The organism is Microbispora sp. CSR-4 (assembly GCF_008033685.1).
Lineage (GTDB): Bacteria > Actinomycetota > Actinomycetes > Streptosporangiales > Streptosporangiaceae > Microbispora.
In genome coordinates, this window is the sequence record NZ_VJVX01000055.1 from 48,073 (window position 1) to 62,984 (window position 14,912).

General features: G+C 73.3%; 17 protein-coding genes. 10 read left to right on the top strand and 7 right to left on the bottom strand.

The features are described 5' to 3' along the window. Positions 1 to 84 precede the first annotated feature (84 nt). The 4 genes from FLV34_RS41860 (at position 85) to FLV34_RS31310 (ending at position 2,756) form a co-directional block, all read left to right on the top strand. Entirely contained in the window at positions 85 to 291 is a 207-nt protein-coding gene (locus FLV34_RS41860) for a hypothetical protein (protein WP_205831047.1), read from the top strand. Positions 292 to 404: 113 nt separating this feature from the next. After that, positions 405 to 974, top strand: a complete 570-nt coding sequence (locus FLV34_RS31300; protein ID WP_142651365.1) for a helix-turn-helix domain-containing protein — start codon at positions 405 to 407, stop codon at positions 972 to 974. Further along, a complete protein-coding gene (locus FLV34_RS31305) occupies positions 967 to 1,818 on the top strand; it encodes an SRPBCC family protein (protein ID WP_147944805.1) in 852 nt (283 codons plus the stop codon). Before FLV34_RS31300 ends, FLV34_RS31305 begins: the two co-directional genes overlap by 8 nt. Before the next feature lie 83 nt (positions 1,819 to 1,901). Then, positions 1,902 to 2,756 carry a class I SAM-dependent methyltransferase gene (locus tag FLV34_RS31310; RefSeq protein WP_147944806.1) on the top strand — a complete coding sequence of 285 codons (855 nt, stop codon included), beginning with the start codon at positions 1,902 to 1,904 and terminating at the stop codon, positions 2,754 to 2,756. On the opposite strand, the gene FLV34_RS31315 is transcribed toward FLV34_RS31310, so the two are convergent. Beyond that, positions 2,665 to 3,279 carry a helix-turn-helix domain-containing protein gene (locus FLV34_RS31315; RefSeq protein WP_142651362.1) on the bottom strand — a complete coding sequence of 205 codons (615 nt, stop codon included), beginning with the start codon at positions 3,277 to 3,279 and terminating at the stop codon, positions 2,665 to 2,667. The two genes, FLV34_RS31310 and FLV34_RS31315, sit on opposite strands and share 92 nt — an antisense overlap. Before the next feature lie 119 nt (positions 3,280 to 3,398). Between FLV34_RS31315 and FLV34_RS31320 the strand changes: the two genes are divergently transcribed. Then, entirely contained in the window at positions 3,399 to 3,881 is a 483-nt protein-coding gene (locus FLV34_RS31320; RefSeq protein ID WP_142651361.1) for a cation:proton antiporter regulatory subunit, read from the top strand. 8 nt (positions 3,882 to 3,889) lie between these two features. Continuing rightward, the gene (locus FLV34_RS31325) at positions 3,890 to 5,050 is read left to right on the top strand and encodes a cation:proton antiporter (protein ID WP_142651360.1); all 1,161 of its coding nucleotides are present in this window, start codon (positions 3,890 to 3,892) and stop codon (positions 5,048 to 5,050) included. A gap of 81 nt (positions 5,051 to 5,131) precedes the next feature. On the opposite strand, the gene FLV34_RS31330 is transcribed toward FLV34_RS31325, so the two are convergent. The 3 genes from FLV34_RS31330 to FLV34_RS31340 form a co-directional block, all read right to left on the bottom strand. Beyond that, complete coding sequence (locus tag FLV34_RS31330) at positions 5,132 to 5,929, bottom strand: cytochrome c oxidase assembly protein (protein ID WP_147944807.1); 798 nt, start codon at positions 5,927 to 5,929, stop codon at positions 5,132 to 5,134. Next, positions 5,926 to 6,480, bottom strand: a complete 555-nt coding sequence (locus tag FLV34_RS31335) for a DUF2243 domain-containing protein (protein ID WP_142651358.1) — start codon at positions 6,478 to 6,480, stop codon at positions 5,926 to 5,928. The genes FLV34_RS31330 and FLV34_RS31335 overlap by 4 nt, the downstream gene beginning before the upstream one ends. Positions 6,481 to 6,635: 155 nt before the next feature. Next, the gene (locus tag FLV34_RS31340; RefSeq protein WP_147944808.1) at positions 6,636 to 7,403 is read right to left on the bottom strand and encodes a TetR/AcrR family transcriptional regulator; all 768 of its coding nucleotides are present in this window, start codon (positions 7,401 to 7,403) and stop codon (positions 6,636 to 6,638) included. A gap of 75 nt (positions 7,404 to 7,478) precedes the next feature. Between FLV34_RS31340 and FLV34_RS31345 the strand changes: the two genes are divergently transcribed. Together FLV34_RS31345 and FLV34_RS31350 are read left to right on the top strand one after the other, a co-directional pair. Then, entirely contained in the window at positions 7,479 to 8,465 is a 987-nt protein-coding gene (locus FLV34_RS31345; protein WP_142651356.1) for an ATP-binding cassette domain-containing protein, read from the top strand. Further along, positions 8,462 to 9,295 carry an ABC transporter permease gene (locus FLV34_RS31350; RefSeq protein WP_147944809.1) on the top strand — a complete coding sequence of 278 codons (834 nt, stop codon included), beginning with the start codon at positions 8,462 to 8,464 and terminating at the stop codon, positions 9,293 to 9,295. Before FLV34_RS31345 ends, FLV34_RS31350 begins: the two co-directional genes overlap by 4 nt. 36 nt (positions 9,296 to 9,331) lie before the next feature. On the opposite strand, the gene FLV34_RS31355 is transcribed toward FLV34_RS31350, so the two are convergent. Next, positions 9,332 to 9,835 (bottom strand): MarR family winged helix-turn-helix transcriptional regulator, encoded by a 504-nt coding sequence (locus FLV34_RS31355; RefSeq protein WP_147944810.1) that lies wholly within the window; start codon positions 9,833 to 9,835, stop codon positions 9,332 to 9,334. A 54-nt stretch (positions 9,836 to 9,889) separates the two neighbouring features. Beyond that, on the bottom strand, positions 9,890 to 10,081 hold the full coding sequence (locus tag FLV34_RS31360; protein WP_261985971.1) for a hypothetical protein: 192 nt from the start codon (positions 10,079 to 10,081) through the stop codon (positions 9,890 to 9,892). Between the two features lie 83 nt (positions 10,082 to 10,164). Here FLV34_RS31360 and FLV34_RS31365 point away from each other — a divergent pair, with 83 nt between their 5' ends. Further along, on the top strand, positions 10,165 to 10,593 hold the full coding sequence (locus FLV34_RS31365; RefSeq protein WP_142651353.1) for a glutaredoxin domain-containing protein: 429 nt from the start codon (positions 10,165 to 10,167) through the stop codon (positions 10,591 to 10,593). On the opposite strand, the gene FLV34_RS43305 is transcribed toward FLV34_RS31365, so the two are convergent. Further along, positions 10,553 to 13,738, bottom strand: a complete 3,186-nt coding sequence (locus tag FLV34_RS43305) for a BTAD domain-containing putative transcriptional regulator (RefSeq protein WP_187280784.1) — start codon at positions 13,736 to 13,738, stop codon at positions 10,553 to 10,555. The genes FLV34_RS31365 and FLV34_RS43305 overlap by 41 nt on opposite strands. A 98-nt stretch (positions 13,739 to 13,836) precedes the next feature. On the opposite strand from FLV34_RS43305, the gene FLV34_RS31375 reads away from it, so the two are divergent. Further along, positions 13,837 to 14,790 carry a tyrosine-type recombinase/integrase gene (locus FLV34_RS31375; protein WP_147944811.1) on the top strand — a complete coding sequence of 318 codons (954 nt, stop codon included), beginning with the start codon at positions 13,837 to 13,839 and terminating at the stop codon, positions 14,788 to 14,790. The last annotated feature ends 122 nt before the right edge of the window (positions 14,791 to 14,912 follow it).

A 14,912-nucleotide genomic window follows, 5' to 3' on the forward strand; every position in this document is an offset into this window, starting at 1 on the left:
CACTCCACCCACCGGACCGCCCACCTGGCCGTACGTGCCCGTGGCCGGACGTGGCGCTCCCCGGAGACACCTCCGGGAAAAATCTTGAAAAAAATCCGGGAGGCGTGTCGATCCGGGGGCGTCCCGTTCGAGGAGTGGGTGAAGGGCCGGGAGGGACCGGCCCCCTGGGAGCGCGTCGCCGCGCTCTACCGGGTGCTCGCCCACGTCTCGCCCTCCCCCGTGGTCGAGCTCAACCGCGCCGTCGCGGTCGCGATGGCCGGGGACCCCGCCCGCGCCGCCGCCTGCGCGTAGCCCGGCCGGCGCCCAAGGCCCACATCCCAGACAGACCCCCGAGGTCGGCACCCCCGCTTCTTCCGCGAACTCCATTGACAAAGAGAATTTTTACGTACAAGATTGTTTTTGCAATGAGAGACGTCCTGTACCTGGAGCAGATCGAGCAGGCCGAGGCACTGCTCAAACCGCAGCGCATCGAAGTGCTGCGGCAACTGGCCGAGCCGCGCACGTGCACCGAGGTGGCGGCGGTGCTCGACCAGACGCCGCAGCGCGTCTATTACCACGTCAAACGCCTCGTGGAGGCGGGCCTGGTCGAGCAGGTCTCCGAACGGCGGGTGCGCGGCATCACCGAAGGCATCTACCAGGCGAGCGCCCGCTCCTACTGGCTGTCGCCGGGCCTGGTGGGCCGCATCGGCGGGCTGCGCCGGCGCCAGGACGAGCTCAGCCTGGGCTACCTGCTCGACCTCATGGAAGAGGTGCAGGCGGACATCGCCGCCCTCGACCGCACCGCGCCGGAGCTGCCGTCCATCGGCGTGTCCGGCGAGGTGCACGTGTCACCGGAACGACGCCAGGAGTTCCTGGCCGACCTGCGCACCATGCTGCAGGACCTGTTCACCCGCTACGGCGGCGCAGAAGGCGACGCCTTCAAGCTCGTCGTTGCCTGCTATCCCCATCATTTCCGAGGAGACGACCATGACTGAGCCGATGATCATCCGCGTCCGCCTCGCCGCCCCGGTGAAGGAGGTCCGCCACGCGCTGACCGACGCCGCGGCGATGCGGGTGTGGCTGGCCGAGCACGCCGAGTCCGACCTGCCCGGCCGGTACGCGTTCTGGGGCCGCCGTACGCCCGAGGGCGACGCCCCTCACCAGCGCGTCCTGCACGCCGACGACCACACGCTGCGCTTCGCCTGGCTGCTGGACGGCGTGGAGACGACCACCGAGATCACGCTGACGGAGGAGACCCCGGACACGACCGTCCTGGCTCTGTCGCAGACCCACTTCGACTTCCAGGACGTCATCACCGGGGCGAGCATCCGGGGCGTGCTGCAGACCTTCTGGTCGATGGCGCTGTCCAACCTGGCCGACTACCTCGAGGGGCGCGAGATCGGGCCCCAGCCCGACTTCACCTCGGCCGACTTCCGCGGCGAGACCGTCATCGACGCGCCGGTCGAGCAGGTCTTCGACTCCCTGGTCGACTCGGACAAGGCGAGCGACTGGTTCGGCTTCCCCGTCGGCATCGAGCCGCACGTCGGCGGGCGCTTCGCCATGGGCGGCCTGGACGCCGACCCGAGCCCCGCGAAGATCATCGATCTGGTTCCCGGCAAGACCATGGCGACCGACTGGGGACCGGCGGGCGTCGTCCCCTGGGAGCTGGAGGACAGCGGCGGCAAGACCCGCCTGACATTCGTCCAGAGCGGCTTCGACACCGGCAAGCCGCCGTACGCCGCCTGGACCGGCTGGCTCAGCAGCATCGCCGCGCTGCGCCGTTACCATGAGAACCCCGGCAGCCACCGGTTCTGGCTCCCCGCCGAGCCCGCGGCCTGACCGGCCCCGACGACCCCGCCCCCACCAGCCCCGCCCCACCAGCACGGCCCCGCCCTCACACATGAACCGGAGTGTGATCGGTCATGACGGTGACCCCGGACGTCCTCACCTACTACGAGCAGGGCAAGGAGGACGGCAGGCTCCGTACGGGCCGGGGCCGGCTGGAGCTGTGGCGGACGCAGGACGTGCTGCGCCGGGCCCTGCCGTCACCACCCACCCGGGTGCTCGACATCGGCGGCGGCACCGGGGTGCACGCCGAGTGGCTGGTCGCCGACGGCTACGAGGTCGAACTGCTCGACCCGGTCCCGCTCCACGTCGAGCGGGCCGGGGCCCTGCCGGGCGTGACCGCGCGGCTGGGCGACGCACGCGACCTGCCCCTGCCGGACACGAGCGCCGACGCGGTCCTGCTGCTGGGCCCGCTCTATCACCTGCCCGACCGCGCCGACCGGGTCACCGCCCTGGCCGAGGCGCGCCGCGTGGTGCGCCCCGGCGGGCTGGTGGCCGCCGCCACGATCAGCCGCTACGCGGCCGTGCACGACATGGTCTACCTGGGGGTCTACGAACACGAGCCGCACCGCCGGGCCGCCCGGGAGGCCATGGAGAACGGCCGCCTGCTGGGTCCTGCGCAGGGCTTCCCCGCCTACCTGCACGAGCCCGACGAGGTGCCGGGGGAGTTCGCCGACGCCGGGCTCCCCGGCGCCGAGCGCTACGGCCTGGAGGGCGCCTTCTGGCTGTACGGCGACGTGGACGACTGGCTCGACGACCCCGAGCGCCGCAGGCTCATGCTCGACGCCCAGCGCACGCTCGAACGCGTGCCGTCGCTTCTCGGGGTCAGCGGGCACCTGCTCACTCTCGCCCGCCGTCCGGCGCAGGCTCCTGCTTCGCCTTCGGGCGGGCACGCAGGTGGGCGCGCTCGCCCTGGCTGCCGAACAGGCTGAGGAACTCGACCGCGCCCTCGTCGGCGGCGCCGAACCAGTGCGGCAGCCGGGTGTCGAACTCGGCCGCCTCCCCTGGAGACAGCACCAGATCCCGCTCGCCGAGGACGAGCCGCAGCCGCCCGTTCAGCACGTAGAGCCACTCGTAACCCTCGTGGGTCTTCGGCTCCGGCGACCTCCTGGCGCTGCCCGCCGGGATCACCAGCTTGTACGCCTGGATGCCCCCGGCCCGGCGGGTCAGCGGCAGCATCGTCATCCCGAAGCGGACGACCGGCCGCAGATGGATGCGCGGATCCCCCGTCGGCGGGGCGTCCACGAGCTCGTCGAGCGTGACCCCATGGGCCTTGGCCAGGGGCAGCAGCAGTTCGAGGGTCGGCCGCCGCGCGCCCGACTCCAGCCTCGACAGCGTGCTCACCGAGATGCCGGTCGCCGCCGACAGGTCGGCGAGCGTCGTCTCGCGCTGTTTGCGCAGCGCACGCAGCCGGGGCCCGACCGAGACGAGCGCGTGTTCGAGGTCGTCGTCCACGCACGCCAGATTGCCATAACGGCAACGACACATGCCAAGAGGACCCGAAATGAGACCTCCGTCCATTGTTGGTAGGTTCCTGGGTACCCATTGACTTATCTGAACGGAGGAGCAGCGCCGTGGATGTCGAGCAGACGGTGTTGCCGGGAATCGGGCTTCGGCACGAGTTCACCACGCGCTCGGGACGGCGTATAGGTGTCGTCTCCCACCGCACAGGCCGGCGCGACCTGGTGATCTACGATCCCGATGATCCCGACAGGGCCTGCGAGACGGTGAAACTCAACGACGAGGAGGCGGACGCGCTCGTCGAGCTCCTCGGCGCCCCCCGCATCGTCCAGCGGCTCAACGCCCTGCACCGCGAGGTCGAGGGCCTGGTCAGCGTCCAGCTCCCGATCGCGCCGGGCTCCCCGTACGCCGGCCGGCCCATGGGCGAGGCCCAGGTGCGCACCCGCACCGGAGCCTCCATCGTGGCCGTCGTCCGCGCCGGGCACGTGTTCGCCAGCCCCGCCCCCGACTTCGTCCTCTCCGGGGACGACATCGTGGTCGTGGTGGGCAGCGAGGACAGCACCGCCGCCGTCGCCGACATCTTCGCCAGCGGCTGAGGCAACGCGTGCACAATACGGCGATACTGTTTCTGGAATTCGGCGCCGTCGTCCTCGGACTCGGCATCCTCGGAGCGCTGGCGCTGCGCGTCGGCATCTCCCCCATCCCGCTCTACCTCATCGCGGGCCTGGCCTTCGGCACCGGTGGCATCCTCCCGCTGGCCACCAGCGAGGAGTTCATCGCCACCGGGGCGGAATTAGGCGTCATCCTGCTGCTGCTCACCCTCGGCCTGGAATACAACGCCGACGAGCTCATGACCAGCCTCAAGGGCAACGCCCGCGCCGGTCTGGTCGACCTCGTGCTCAACGCGGCGCCGGGCGCCGCCTGCGCGCTGATCCTCGGCTGGGGACCGGTCGCCGCCGTGGCCATGGCGGGCGTCACCTACGCCACCTCCTCGGGCATCACCGCCAAGGTTCTGTCCGATCTGGGCTGGATCGGTAACCGCGAGACCCCGGTGGTGCTGTCACTGCTGGTCTTCGAAGACCTCACGATGGCGATCTACCTGCCTGTCCTGACCGCCATGCTGGCGGGGCTGAGCCTGTTCGCCGGCGCGGTCACCGTGGCCATCGCGCTCGCCGCGGTGAGCGTGGTCCTGCTGGTCGCGCTGCGCTTCGGCCGCTACATCGAGGCGTTCGTCGCCAGCCCCAACTCCGAGGTCCTCGTGCTCAAGGTGGTCGGGCTGGCGCTGCTGGTCGCCGGGCTGGCCCAGCAGCTGCAGGTGTCGGCCGCGGTCGGGGCGTTCCTCGTCGGCATCGCGCTGTCGGGCGAGCTGGCCGAGGACGCCCAGGCGCTGCTCGCGCCGCTGCGCGATCTGTTCGCCGCGGTCTTCTTCGTGTTCTTCGGCCTGCAGACCGACCCCACCAAGATCCTGCCCGCCGCCGCCCTGGCCGCGGGCCTGGCCCTGGTGACGATGATCACGAAGCTGATGACCGGCATCTACGCGGCCCGCCGCGCCGGCATCGCCCGCGCCGGCCGGGTCCGCGCGGGCATCGCGCTCATCCCCCGCGGTGAGTTCAACATCGTCATCGCCGGTCTGGCGGTCGCCGCCGGAGCCCATCCCGACCTGGGCGCTCTGGCGGCGGCGTACGTCCTGATCCTGGCGGCCTTCGGTCCCCTGGCGGCCCGGCTCGTGCAGCCGCTCCTCGTGCGCGTGGCGAGCCGCGCCTGACACCACCCCCACACTCCCCCCACCGGCCTGCCCCCGCACCACGCGGCGGCAGGCCGGCGCGTTTCCGGCCCCGTACGGGTCTCAGGCCCGCACGGCGCGGCGGGCGACGGACCTGGAGCGGCGTTCCGGCCGCCAGGTCGACACGAGGGCGGCCGCGAGGAGAAGCTCGGCGATGTCCCCGCCGTAGTACATGATCTCCGCGCCGCCCCGGACCTCGGCGACGGGCGCGTGCACATCCACCCAGAAGCCGCCGTACATCAGCTGCGCGACGACCGCGTGCACGGCGATGGCACAGCCCAGACAGACCAGACGGGCCCGTACGCCCGGCCGGGCCGGCGCGGGGTCGGGACCTGCGATGACGTGCGCGAACAGGCAGCCCGACAGCAGGAAGTGCGTGTGCAGCAGCCAGTGCCCCGCGGGCCGGGCCGTCACGGCGTTGTAGAGCGGGGTGAAATACAGCACCACGAGGCTGCCGGTGGACAGCAGCAGTGCGGTCACCGGATGGGTCGGCAACCGGCCGGCACCGCTGTGCACGACGGCGGACAGCCGCCGCGCGCCCGCGACGGGCATGGCCCGCAGCAGCAGGGTGACCGGCGCGCCCAGCACCAGGGCGAGCGGGGCGTACATGCCGAGGAGCAGATGCTGCACCATGTGGCCGCGGAAGTCGGCATGCGCGAACGACGCGACGGGCGGCAGCAGCGCCGCCGCCGACAGCGCGAGCCCGGTGGCGAAGCAGGCCGTACGCCGCCGGCTCCAGCCCGCGACCGGGTTGCGGCGGCGCGCCCGCCGCGCCAGGCGCATGTAGACGACCAGGGCGAGAAACAGGGCGAGGAGCAGGGCGAGAAGCGCGGCGTGGTCCGCCGCGTCATGGTGGTTCATCGCGCGACGGCCCTGGCGGGAGGATCGGCCGGGTCGAAGGAGCGGCCGCTGCGCGCGAGCAGGTAGCCCCCGGCGAGCAGCAGCGCGCCCAGGACGAGGAACCCGATGTCCCACCAGAGCTGGTGGGGCCCGCCCCGGACATGATGGATGCCAAGGATGTGGTGGTCCAGGACGCCTTCGACCAGGTTGAAGATCCCCCACCCGGCCAGGATCCACCCCCACAGCACCCGCGAGGTCCACACCCGGCGCCGGTGACGGGTGACCCTGGAGTAGAGGATGGCGAGGCCGGCGAGCACCGCCAGCCAGCACACGGTGTGGAAGACGCCGTCCCACACGGTGTTCATCTCCAGGCCGGAGACGGTGCGCGGGTTGTAGAACCTCACCCCGATGTTGTCGCTGTCGGTGCTGCTCAGCATGTGATGCCACTGCAGGAGCTGGTGCAGCAGGATGCCGTCGGCGAACCCGCCGAGCCCCACCCCGAGCACGATGCCCGGCAGCCGCAGCCCGACCGGCGTCGCACCGGCCCGGGCCTCGCCCGCGGTGGTCGCCATCACCGTGCCTCCGTCCCCCACGCCACTGCGCTGGTTCTCCTGCGCCGGTTCTCCTGTGCGGATCTCCGCGAGGGCAGGTTCCCCGGACGCGAGGGTGTAGTCACGCAGGCACGCGCGGGCCGGCCGCCGGGCCTACCGACTCTTTGACCAGCGCCTCACCCGGCGGTGCGGGCGGCGACGAACGCCTCGATGCCGTCGAGCACGCGCTGCAGGCCGAACTCGAATGCCTGGTCGGGATCGTAGGCCGCGTTGTACGCCTCGCCCGCCGCCGCGCCGACCCGGGCGGCCACCGGGTAACGCCGGGGGTCGAACACCCTGGCCAGATAGGGCGCGTGCGCGTGCCACCACTGCTCGTCGGTGACGCCGGTCTCGCCCGGCGCCTGCGCCGCCTCCACCGCGCCCCGCGCCGCTCCGCTCACATAGCCGTTCAGCAGCGTGACGACCGAGTCCATCTCGAGGTCGTCCAGGCCGATGCCGTCGACGGCCCGCAGCTCGTAGTCGTACTTCGCGATGAGGTTGGGGCCCAACGGCGGCCGGGTGAGCGACGACCCCTGCAGCATCCACGGGTGCCGCCGATAAAGCGCCAGGTTCTCCCGCGCGATCAGCTCCAGCCTGCCCCGCCAGCCGCCCGGCACCTCCTCGGGCGCGGGCAGCTCGCCGTACGCGGTGTCGAGCATGACGTCGATCAGCTCCGCCTTGCCGGGGACGTAGGTGTACAGGGACATCGTCCCCACCCCGAGCTGCTCGGCGACCTTGCGCATGGACAGCGCGGCCAGGCCCTCGGCGTCGGCGACCTCGATCGCCGCGCGCACGATCCGGTCGACCCCGATCTCCGGCTTGCCCTTGCGCCCGGTCCGCTCCCCGGTGCGCCACAGCAGGGCCAGACTCCGCGCCGGGTCTCCCTGCGAGCTGTACTCCGTCATCGCCCGCGAATTCTATGCGCAGCGCGACTCCGTATGCTGTACGGTACGCCGTACGGAACCTTTGGAGGAAGCGCGATGACGCACGCGATCGCGGCCGACGGGCTGCGCAAGCGATACGGGAACACCCCCGCCCTCGACGGCCTCGACCTGACGGTCGGCGCGGGCACGGTGCACGGCCTGCTCGGGCCGAACGGCGCAGGCAAGACCACCGCCGTCCGCATACTCACCACGCTGCTGCGCCCGGACGGCGGCACGGCCCGCGTCGCCGGCTTCGACGTCGTACGGCAGCCCGCCGACGTGCGCCGCAGCATCGGCCTCGTCGGCCAGCACGCCGCGCTCGACGAGGTCCTCAGCGGCAGGCAGAACCTCGTCATGTTCGGCCGCCTTCACCACCTGTGCCCGGCCGCGGCCCGCGTCCGGGCCGACGAACTGCTCGACCGGTTCGGCCTCGCCGACACCGGGACCAAACCGGTCGGGAACTACTCCGGCGGCATGCGCCGCCGCCTCGACCTGGCGGTCGGCATGATCTGCTCCCCTCCGGTGCTGTTCCTCGACGAGCCCACCACCGGCCTGGACCCGCGCGGCCGCACCGAGGTATGGGAGGCCGTCCGCGCCCTCGTCGCCGAGGGCACCACCGTGCTTCTCACCACCCAATACCTGGAGGAGGCCGACCAGCTGGCCTCCCGCGTCTCGGTCGTCGACGCCGGCCGCGTCGTCGCCGAGGGCTCTCCCGACGAGCTGAAGTCCGCGCTCGGCGGCGACCGCCTCGACGTCGTCGTGCGCCACACCGCCGACCTGCCCGCCGCCGCCGCGATCGTCGGCCGAGCGGAGGGCGTCTCGGGTGCGGTCTCGGATGGTGTGTCCGTCGACGTGGACGCCGACACCCGCCGGGTCAGCGCACCCGTACGCGACCGGTCCGCCGCGCTCCCCGAGGTCCTGCGCGCCCTCGACGCCGCGGGCGTCGCCGTCGCCGACATCGCCGTACGCCGGCCCTCCCTGGACGAGGTCTTCCTCCACCTGACCGGCACCAGGAAGAACGCGAGGAAGGAATCCGCCGCATGAGCACGACCGTCACCGCACCCGAGATCCCCCGCACCCCGGCCGCGCGACTGCGCTGGACTCTGGCCGACGGCTGGACCGTCACCCTGCGCGATCTCGGCCACTGGGCCCGCAAACCCGGCCAGGTCGTGGCCGGCCTGCTGTTCCCCGTCATGATCGTGCTGATGTTCGGCTACCTGTTCGGCGGCGGCATGGCCGTACCGGGCGGCGGCGACTACCGCGAATACCTCATGCCCGGCATGTACGCCATGACAATGCTCTTCGGCATCGAGGCCACCTTCACCGCCGTCGCCCGCGACGCCGCCCAGGGCGTCACCGACCGCTTCCGCTCCCTGCCCATCGGCTCGTCCGCCGTCGTCCTCGGCCGCAGCGCCGCGGACATGCTCAACACCGTCCTCGGCCTCGCCGTCATGATCGCCTGCGGCCTGGCCGTCGGCTGGCGCTGGCACGAAGGGCCCGTCCGCGCCGCCCTCGCCATCGGGCTGCTGTTGCTGCTGCGCTTCGCGTTCCTGTGGGTCGGCATCTACCTCGGGCTGACCCTCGGCGGCCCGGAAGCCGTCATGGCCGTCCAGGTCCTCGTCTGGCCCGTCGGCTTCGTGTCCAGCGCCTTCGCCTGGACCGGCACGATGCCCGGCTGGCTCGCCGCCGTCGCCGAATGGAACCCCCTGTCGGCCACCATGGCCGCCACCCGTGGCCTGTTCGGCAACCCCGGAGCGGGCGGCACCACCTGGATCTCCGAGCACGCCGGGGTCATGGCGCTGGTCTGGCCGCTGCTGCTCATCTCGGTCTTCCTCCCGCTGTCGGTCCGCCGCTACCGCCGCCTCGACCACTGACGGCGCTGACGGCGCTGACGGCGCCGGAGTGCGGGACTATGAGGCCGGGGGGTGCGCGGCCCGCCGGGTGTGGTGGTCCCGCAGCCGGGTGAGCAGATGCACGAACTGGTCGCGCTCGGCAGGGGTCAGCGGGGCGAGCAGCTCCTCGTGGAGGTCGTCCAGCACCTTGTCGAGGCGGCGCAGGCTCTGCCGCCCCTGCGCGGTGATGGTGATGACGTTGCGGCGGCGGTCGTCGGGATCCGGCATCCGTTCGACGAGACCGCGCTCGGCCAGTTCGTTGAGGACGCCCACCATGTCGCTGCGATAGATACCGGTGCGGCGGCTCAGCGTCGCCTGGCTGCCCGGGCCGAACTCCTCCAGCGAGGCGAGCACCGCGTAGTGCCACTTGCGGGCGTCGACCCGGGCCAGCCCCTCGCCCATCAGCCGGTCCGCCCGCGCCGCCACCATCGCGAGCAGGCGGCTGGCACGTCCGCGCAGCCGCTCCGGCGTCTTCGTCTCACCGTCGTGCGGCATGTCCGCGGCTTCGGCCCTGCTGGTCATGCCGCGATCCTAGCGCCCTTGTGTTAGTCCGGCTAACGATACGGGCCGCCGCCCTCAGCCGCCGGGGCGGAGCGTGGCGGCGATGACGTCCGAACTGTCGGCATGCAGGGCCTGCGCCGCCGTCTGCCCGATCGCCGCCAGATAGGTGTCGGCAGGCCGGTTGCCCACGGCATACCCGGCGCCCACGGCCGGGGCCGGCAGGATCCGCCGTATGGCCGAGCAGGTGTCAGGAACAGTGATCGACATGGTCGCGAGGCCAGAACCTGACCCGACGTCGGAGTCAAACCCGCGCGCTGTCCACCGAAGCACGCTGCGCTAGCCTGATCGCCATGCTGCGCCGATGGACGCTCCCGATCCTCTTCCTAGCCCTCGGGCTCGCCGCCGCGGCACGGCAGATCGCCCGGGGAGCCCCGGTCGCCGCCGTCACACTGCTCCTGATCTTCCTGGTCGGCGCCGTCCTGCTGTCCCCGCTGATCTTCCCCAGGTCCGTCAGCGCCGCCGAGGCGCTGCGCCGCGCCGCGGCCGACGGCCGGCCCATCGTCTACTGGCGCCCCGGCTGCCGCTACTGCATGCGGCTGCGCACCCGGCTCGGCCGCCACGCCTACCGGATGCACTGGGTCGACATCTGGCGCGACCCGGACGGCGCCGCGGCGGTCCGGGCCGCCACCGGCGGCGACGAGACGGTGCCCACCGTGGTCGTGGCGGGCACGCCGCACGTCAACCCCGACCCTCGATGGGTGCGCGCGCAACTGCCTTGACCAACCTCAGCTTCGGACGGCCACGTTCCAACCTGTGCACCCCGTCCGACCCGACGTCCAACCCGACGTCCAACCCGCGCAGCGTCCGCGCCGCCCCCGCGACCAGCGCGGCACGCGGCAGGTCCCCACCGGCGGCACACCACTCCGCCACCGCCTCCAGCACCATCGCGCGCACCGTCTCGTCACCCGCCCGCCCCGACGACACCAGCGCCGAACGCAGCGACCGCCACGCCGCCTCGCGATCCCCGAGCTCCGCCCGCACCCGCGCCAGCTCGACATGAACCGTCGACAGGAACTGCCCCGGCACGTCCGCCTGCCCGTCCACCAGCTCCAGCGCCTCCACCAGCAGGCGCTCCGCCTCGCCGAGCTCACCCCGCCGCCGCGCCACCTCCCCGGCGGCCTGCCGCACCCGCGCCGCCGCCAGCCGATCCGGCGTACGGTCGGCCGCCTCGCCGGCCAACACCAGCTCCCGCTCCGCCCCCACCACATCACCCGTACGGGCACGCAACTGGGCCAGCCGCACCCGCAGCATCATCGGGAGGGGCACCGCCTCCATCCCGCCGAGCAGCCCCGCCAGCTCCGCCGCCTCCTCCAGCAGCGTCAGCGCCTCCGCCGCGTCCCCCCGATTCTCCGCCACCAGCGACAGCCAGTAGAGCGCCAGGGACAACCCCCACCGCTCCCCCAGCGCGCGGTAGCCCGCCAGCGCCGCACGCAACCACGGCTCGGCCGCCCGCGCCCCCGCCCTGCCGTACTCGAACTCCCCGATGCCGCCCATCAGCAGCCCGGTCGCCCGCGCCCACGGATCCTCGTGATCGCCGAACGCCCGCATCGCCGCCAGCGCCCTGCGCCAGTGATCCACCGCCCCGCCCGAGGGCCTGACCCCCACGATCCAGGCCCACAACGCCACGGGATGGACCGACTCCTCGACCACGCGCATCGCCTCCGGCGACGCGTACGGCTCATCGGACGCCAGCAGCACGCACAACGCGTGCGGCAGCTCCAGCCCATGCGGCGCGGCCTCGCCCAGCACCGCCCGGATGGCCCGCGCCCACCTCGCCGCCTCGTCGCCCCGCCCCCGCACCGTCCACGCCCACAGCCTGGCCATGAACAGCCGCAGCGCCTGCCCCTTCTGCCCGGTCCGTACGGCGTGGCCCAGCGCCGCGTCGAGGTTGCCCCGCTCGGCGTCCAGCATCGCCAGCAGGCGAAGCTGCTCGGCCGTGCGCAACCCGGGCTCGGCCGCCTCCGCCACCTCGACGAAATAGCCCAGATGCCGGTCACGTACGGCCCGCGCCTCGCCCGCCTCCTCCAGCCGCTCGGCCGCGTACGCGCGCACCGTCTCCAGCAGCCGATAACGCACCTGCGCCGCCCGGTCCGCGGTCCCCTCGGGCTCGGCCACGACGACCAGCGACCTGTCCACCAGGCAGGTCACCGTCTCCAGCCCCGCCCCGCACACCCGCAGCGCCGCCTCCGCCGTCGCCCCGCCGGCGAACACCGACAACCGGCGCAGCGCCACGCGCTCCTGCGGCGACAGCAGATCCCAGCTCCACTCGATCACCGCCCGCAGCGACCGATGCCGCGGCCCCGCCGTACGGCCGCCGCGCAGCGCCAGCCGCTCGCCCACCGCCTCGGCGAGCTGCCGCATCCTGAACGACCGCAGCCGGGCCGCAGCCAGCTCGATCGCGAGCGGCAGGCCGTCGAGCTGCCGGCACACCGCGACCACATCGGTCACCACCGAGTCGTCCACCACGAACCCCGGCCGCGCGGCCGACGCCCGCGCCGCGAACAACGCCACCGCGGGGAACTCCAGCGCCCGCGCCGCGTCCACGTCGTCGCCGGGCAACGCCAGCGGCCGCACCGGATGGAGATGCTCGCCGGGAACGTCCAGCGGCTCTCGGCTGGTCGCCAGGATCCGCAGCCCCGGCACCCCCGCGAGCAGCCGCTCCGCCAGCGCCGCCGCGCCGTCCACCACGTGCTCGCAGTTGTCGAGCACGAGCACGAGCTCCCGGCCCGCCAGCGCCTCCACCAGCGCGTCGAGCGGCGACAGGGCCGGCCGCGCGGCGACGTCCCCGTCCCGCTCGGGCGTGGCCGCGGGTACGGTCGCCCGCACGGCGGCCACCACGTCCGCCGCGTCGCCGGCGGCGGCCAGCTCGACCAGCCAGACACCCGAGGCGGCGGCGAGCCCGCCGGCGACCTCCACCGCCAGCCTGGTCTTGCCCGCGCCGCCCGGCCCGGTCAGCGTGACCAGCCGCGCGGCCGACAGCAGGCCCCGCACCCGCGCCACGTCCTCCCGCCGCCCCACCAGGCTCGTCACCGGCGCCGGCACGTTCCCCCGCACGGCAGCCCGTACGGGCTTTTCCGGAGGCGCGTAGCGCAGCGCCTCCAGGTGGGCCGCGCGCAGCTCCGGCCCGGGATCGACGCCCAGCTCGTCAGCCAGCCGCCGCCTGACGCGTTCGAACGCCTCCAGCGCGTCCCCGCGCCGCCCCGCCGCGCACAGTGCCCGCATCAGCAGGGCATGGAACGGCTCGCGCAGCGGATGCGCGGCGACGACCTCCTCCAGCTCCGCCACCAGCGCCCCGGCGGCCGCCGTGTCCACCGCCGTGTCCACCGCCGTGTCCACCGCCGTGTCCGCCACTGTGTCGGCCACGGCGAGGTCGGCCGCCACCCGGGCCTCCAGCGCGCAAAGCCGCAGCTCCTCCAGGCGCGCCGCCGCCACCTGCGCGAACGGCAGGCCGGCCGCGTCGGCGAGCGCCGCACCCCGCCAGAGCGCCAGGGCCGACCGCAGCACGGCCGCGGCACGCCGGGGATCGCGCTCGGCCCGGCCCGCACGCACCAGGCGTTCGAACTCGACGGCGTCGACCTCCTCCGGCGGGACGTCGAGCAGATAACCGGCCGGATGCGACACCACTGTGCCGTGCGAGCCCTCGTGCACTCCCTGGTGTCGCAGCTCACGTCGTAGCCGCGACACCAGGGAATGCAGCGCCGCCACCGGGTTCGCGGGCGGCTCCTCCCACAGGTCCTCGGCCAGACTCTCGGCGGTGACCACCCTGCCGGGTTCCAGAGCGAGCCGGATCAGCAGCACGCGCAGCCGCGCACCTTTGATATCGCCGCCGGTCACCCGCAACGGCCCGAGAATCCCGATTCGCATGGCTCTCTCATTGTCGTTGAGGGTTTTGGTCCGTGGTGTAAATGATCTTGTAGCCGCCCAGCGCCTTTACAATGTAGATTCATAGTAGGATCGGCGTGATGAACACCCCCGCCGTCCCCGAGCGGAACACCCCCGCGCGGCCGGAGCGCGATCCCTACCAGGTGTATCTCGACGCGCTGCAGAGCCCCGAGTCCAAGCGCACGATGAAGGGCTGCCTCGACCGCATCGCCCGCCTCATCACCGGCGACCCGGAGGCGACCGGCGCCGGCCAGCCCTGGGAACTGCTCCGCTACGAGCACACCACCCGGCTGCGGACGCTGATGCGGGAGCAGGGCTGGTCGCCCTCCCACGTCAACAAGCATCTGGTCGCGCTGCGCCGGGTGCTGAAGGAGGCGTGGCGGCTCGGCCTGATGAGCGGCGAGGACTACCAGCGGGCCGCCGACCTGCCCGCCTACAAGCACACCCGCGTCCCGGCGGGACGGCACGTCGAGAGCGAGGCGCTGGCGGCCGTGCTGGAGGTGTGCGACGGCGACCCCTCCCCCGCCGGCCGCCGCGACGGCGCGATGCTGGCGGCGCTCTACTCCACCGGCTGCCGCCGCGCCGAGATCGCCGGGCTCACCCTGGCCGACTTCGATCCCCACGCGCGTTCCCTGCGGGTGCGCGGCAAGGGCGACAAGGAACGGCTGGTCTACCTGACCGCGGAGGCCGTCGAGCGCCTCGATCTCTGGCTCGCCGTACGCGGGCGGGCGACGGGCCCGCTGTTCTGCCCCATCAACAAGGGCGGGCGGCTGCGCCTGGCCCACATGACCGGCCAGGCCATCGCCGACATCGTCTCCCGCCGCCTGGCCGCCGCCGGGGCCTCCCCGCGTACGCCGCACGACTTCCGGCGCACGTTCATCGGCGAGCTGCTCGACGCCGGGGTCGACCTCGCCACCGCCCAGGCGCTGGTGGGCCACGCCTCCCCCGCCACCACCGCGCGCTACGACCGGCGGCCCGAGCGGCGCCGCCGCGAAGCCGTCGACCGGCTCCGCGTCCCCGGCGCCGCCCGCTGACCGGGCCTGCCGTTCCTCAGATGTCGTCGACGGTCATCGCGCCCTCGTGGGGACGCCGGGACAGGTCGATGCCGAGCTCCTCCGCCGCGCGGAAGACGTCCTCGTCGGTGTCCCTCATCTCG

Coding starts and splice junctions, on each gene's coding strand:
- FLV34_RS31300 (WP_142651365.1), top strand. CDS start 405: ATGAGAGACGTCCTGTACCTGGAGCAGATCGAGCAGGCCGAGGCACTG.
- FLV34_RS31305 (WP_147944805.1), top strand. CDS start 967: ATGACTGAGCCGATGATCATCCGCGTCCGCCTCGCCGCCCCGGTGAAG.
- FLV34_RS31310 (WP_147944806.1), top strand. CDS start 1,902: ATGACGGTGACCCCGGACGTCCTCACCTACTACGAGCAGGGCAAGGAG.
- FLV34_RS31330 (WP_147944807.1), bottom strand. CDS start 5,929: ATGAACCACCATGACGCGGCGGACCACGCCGCGCTTCTCGCCCTGCTC.
- FLV34_RS31335 (WP_142651358.1), bottom strand. CDS start 6,480: ATGGCGACCACCGCGGGCGAGGCCCGGGCCGGTGCGACGCCGGTCGGG.
- FLV34_RS31340 (WP_147944808.1), bottom strand. CDS start 7,403: ATGACGGAGTACAGCTCGCAGGGAGACCCGGCGCGGAGTCTGGCCCTG.
- FLV34_RS31345 (WP_142651356.1), top strand. CDS start 7,479: ATGACGCACGCGATCGCGGCCGACGGGCTGCGCAAGCGATACGGGAAC.
- FLV34_RS31350 (WP_147944809.1), top strand. CDS start 8,462: ATGAGCACGACCGTCACCGCACCCGAGATCCCCCGCACCCCGGCCGCG.
- FLV34_RS31355 (WP_147944810.1), bottom strand. CDS start 9,835: ATGACCAGCAGGGCCGAAGCCGCGGACATGCCGCACGACGGTGAGACG.
- FLV34_RS31360 (WP_261985971.1), bottom strand. CDS start 10,081: ATGTCGATCACTGTTCCTGACACCTGCTCGGCCATACGGCGGATCCTG.
- FLV34_RS31365 (WP_142651353.1), top strand. CDS start 10,165: ATGCTGCGCCGATGGACGCTCCCGATCCTCTTCCTAGCCCTCGGGCTC.
- FLV34_RS43305 (WP_187280784.1), bottom strand. CDS start 13,738: ATGCGAATCGGGATTCTCGGGCCGTTGCGGGTGACCGGCGGCGATATC.
- FLV34_RS31375 (WP_147944811.1), top strand. CDS start 13,837: ATGAACACCCCCGCCGTCCCCGAGCGGAACACCCCCGCGCGGCCGGAG.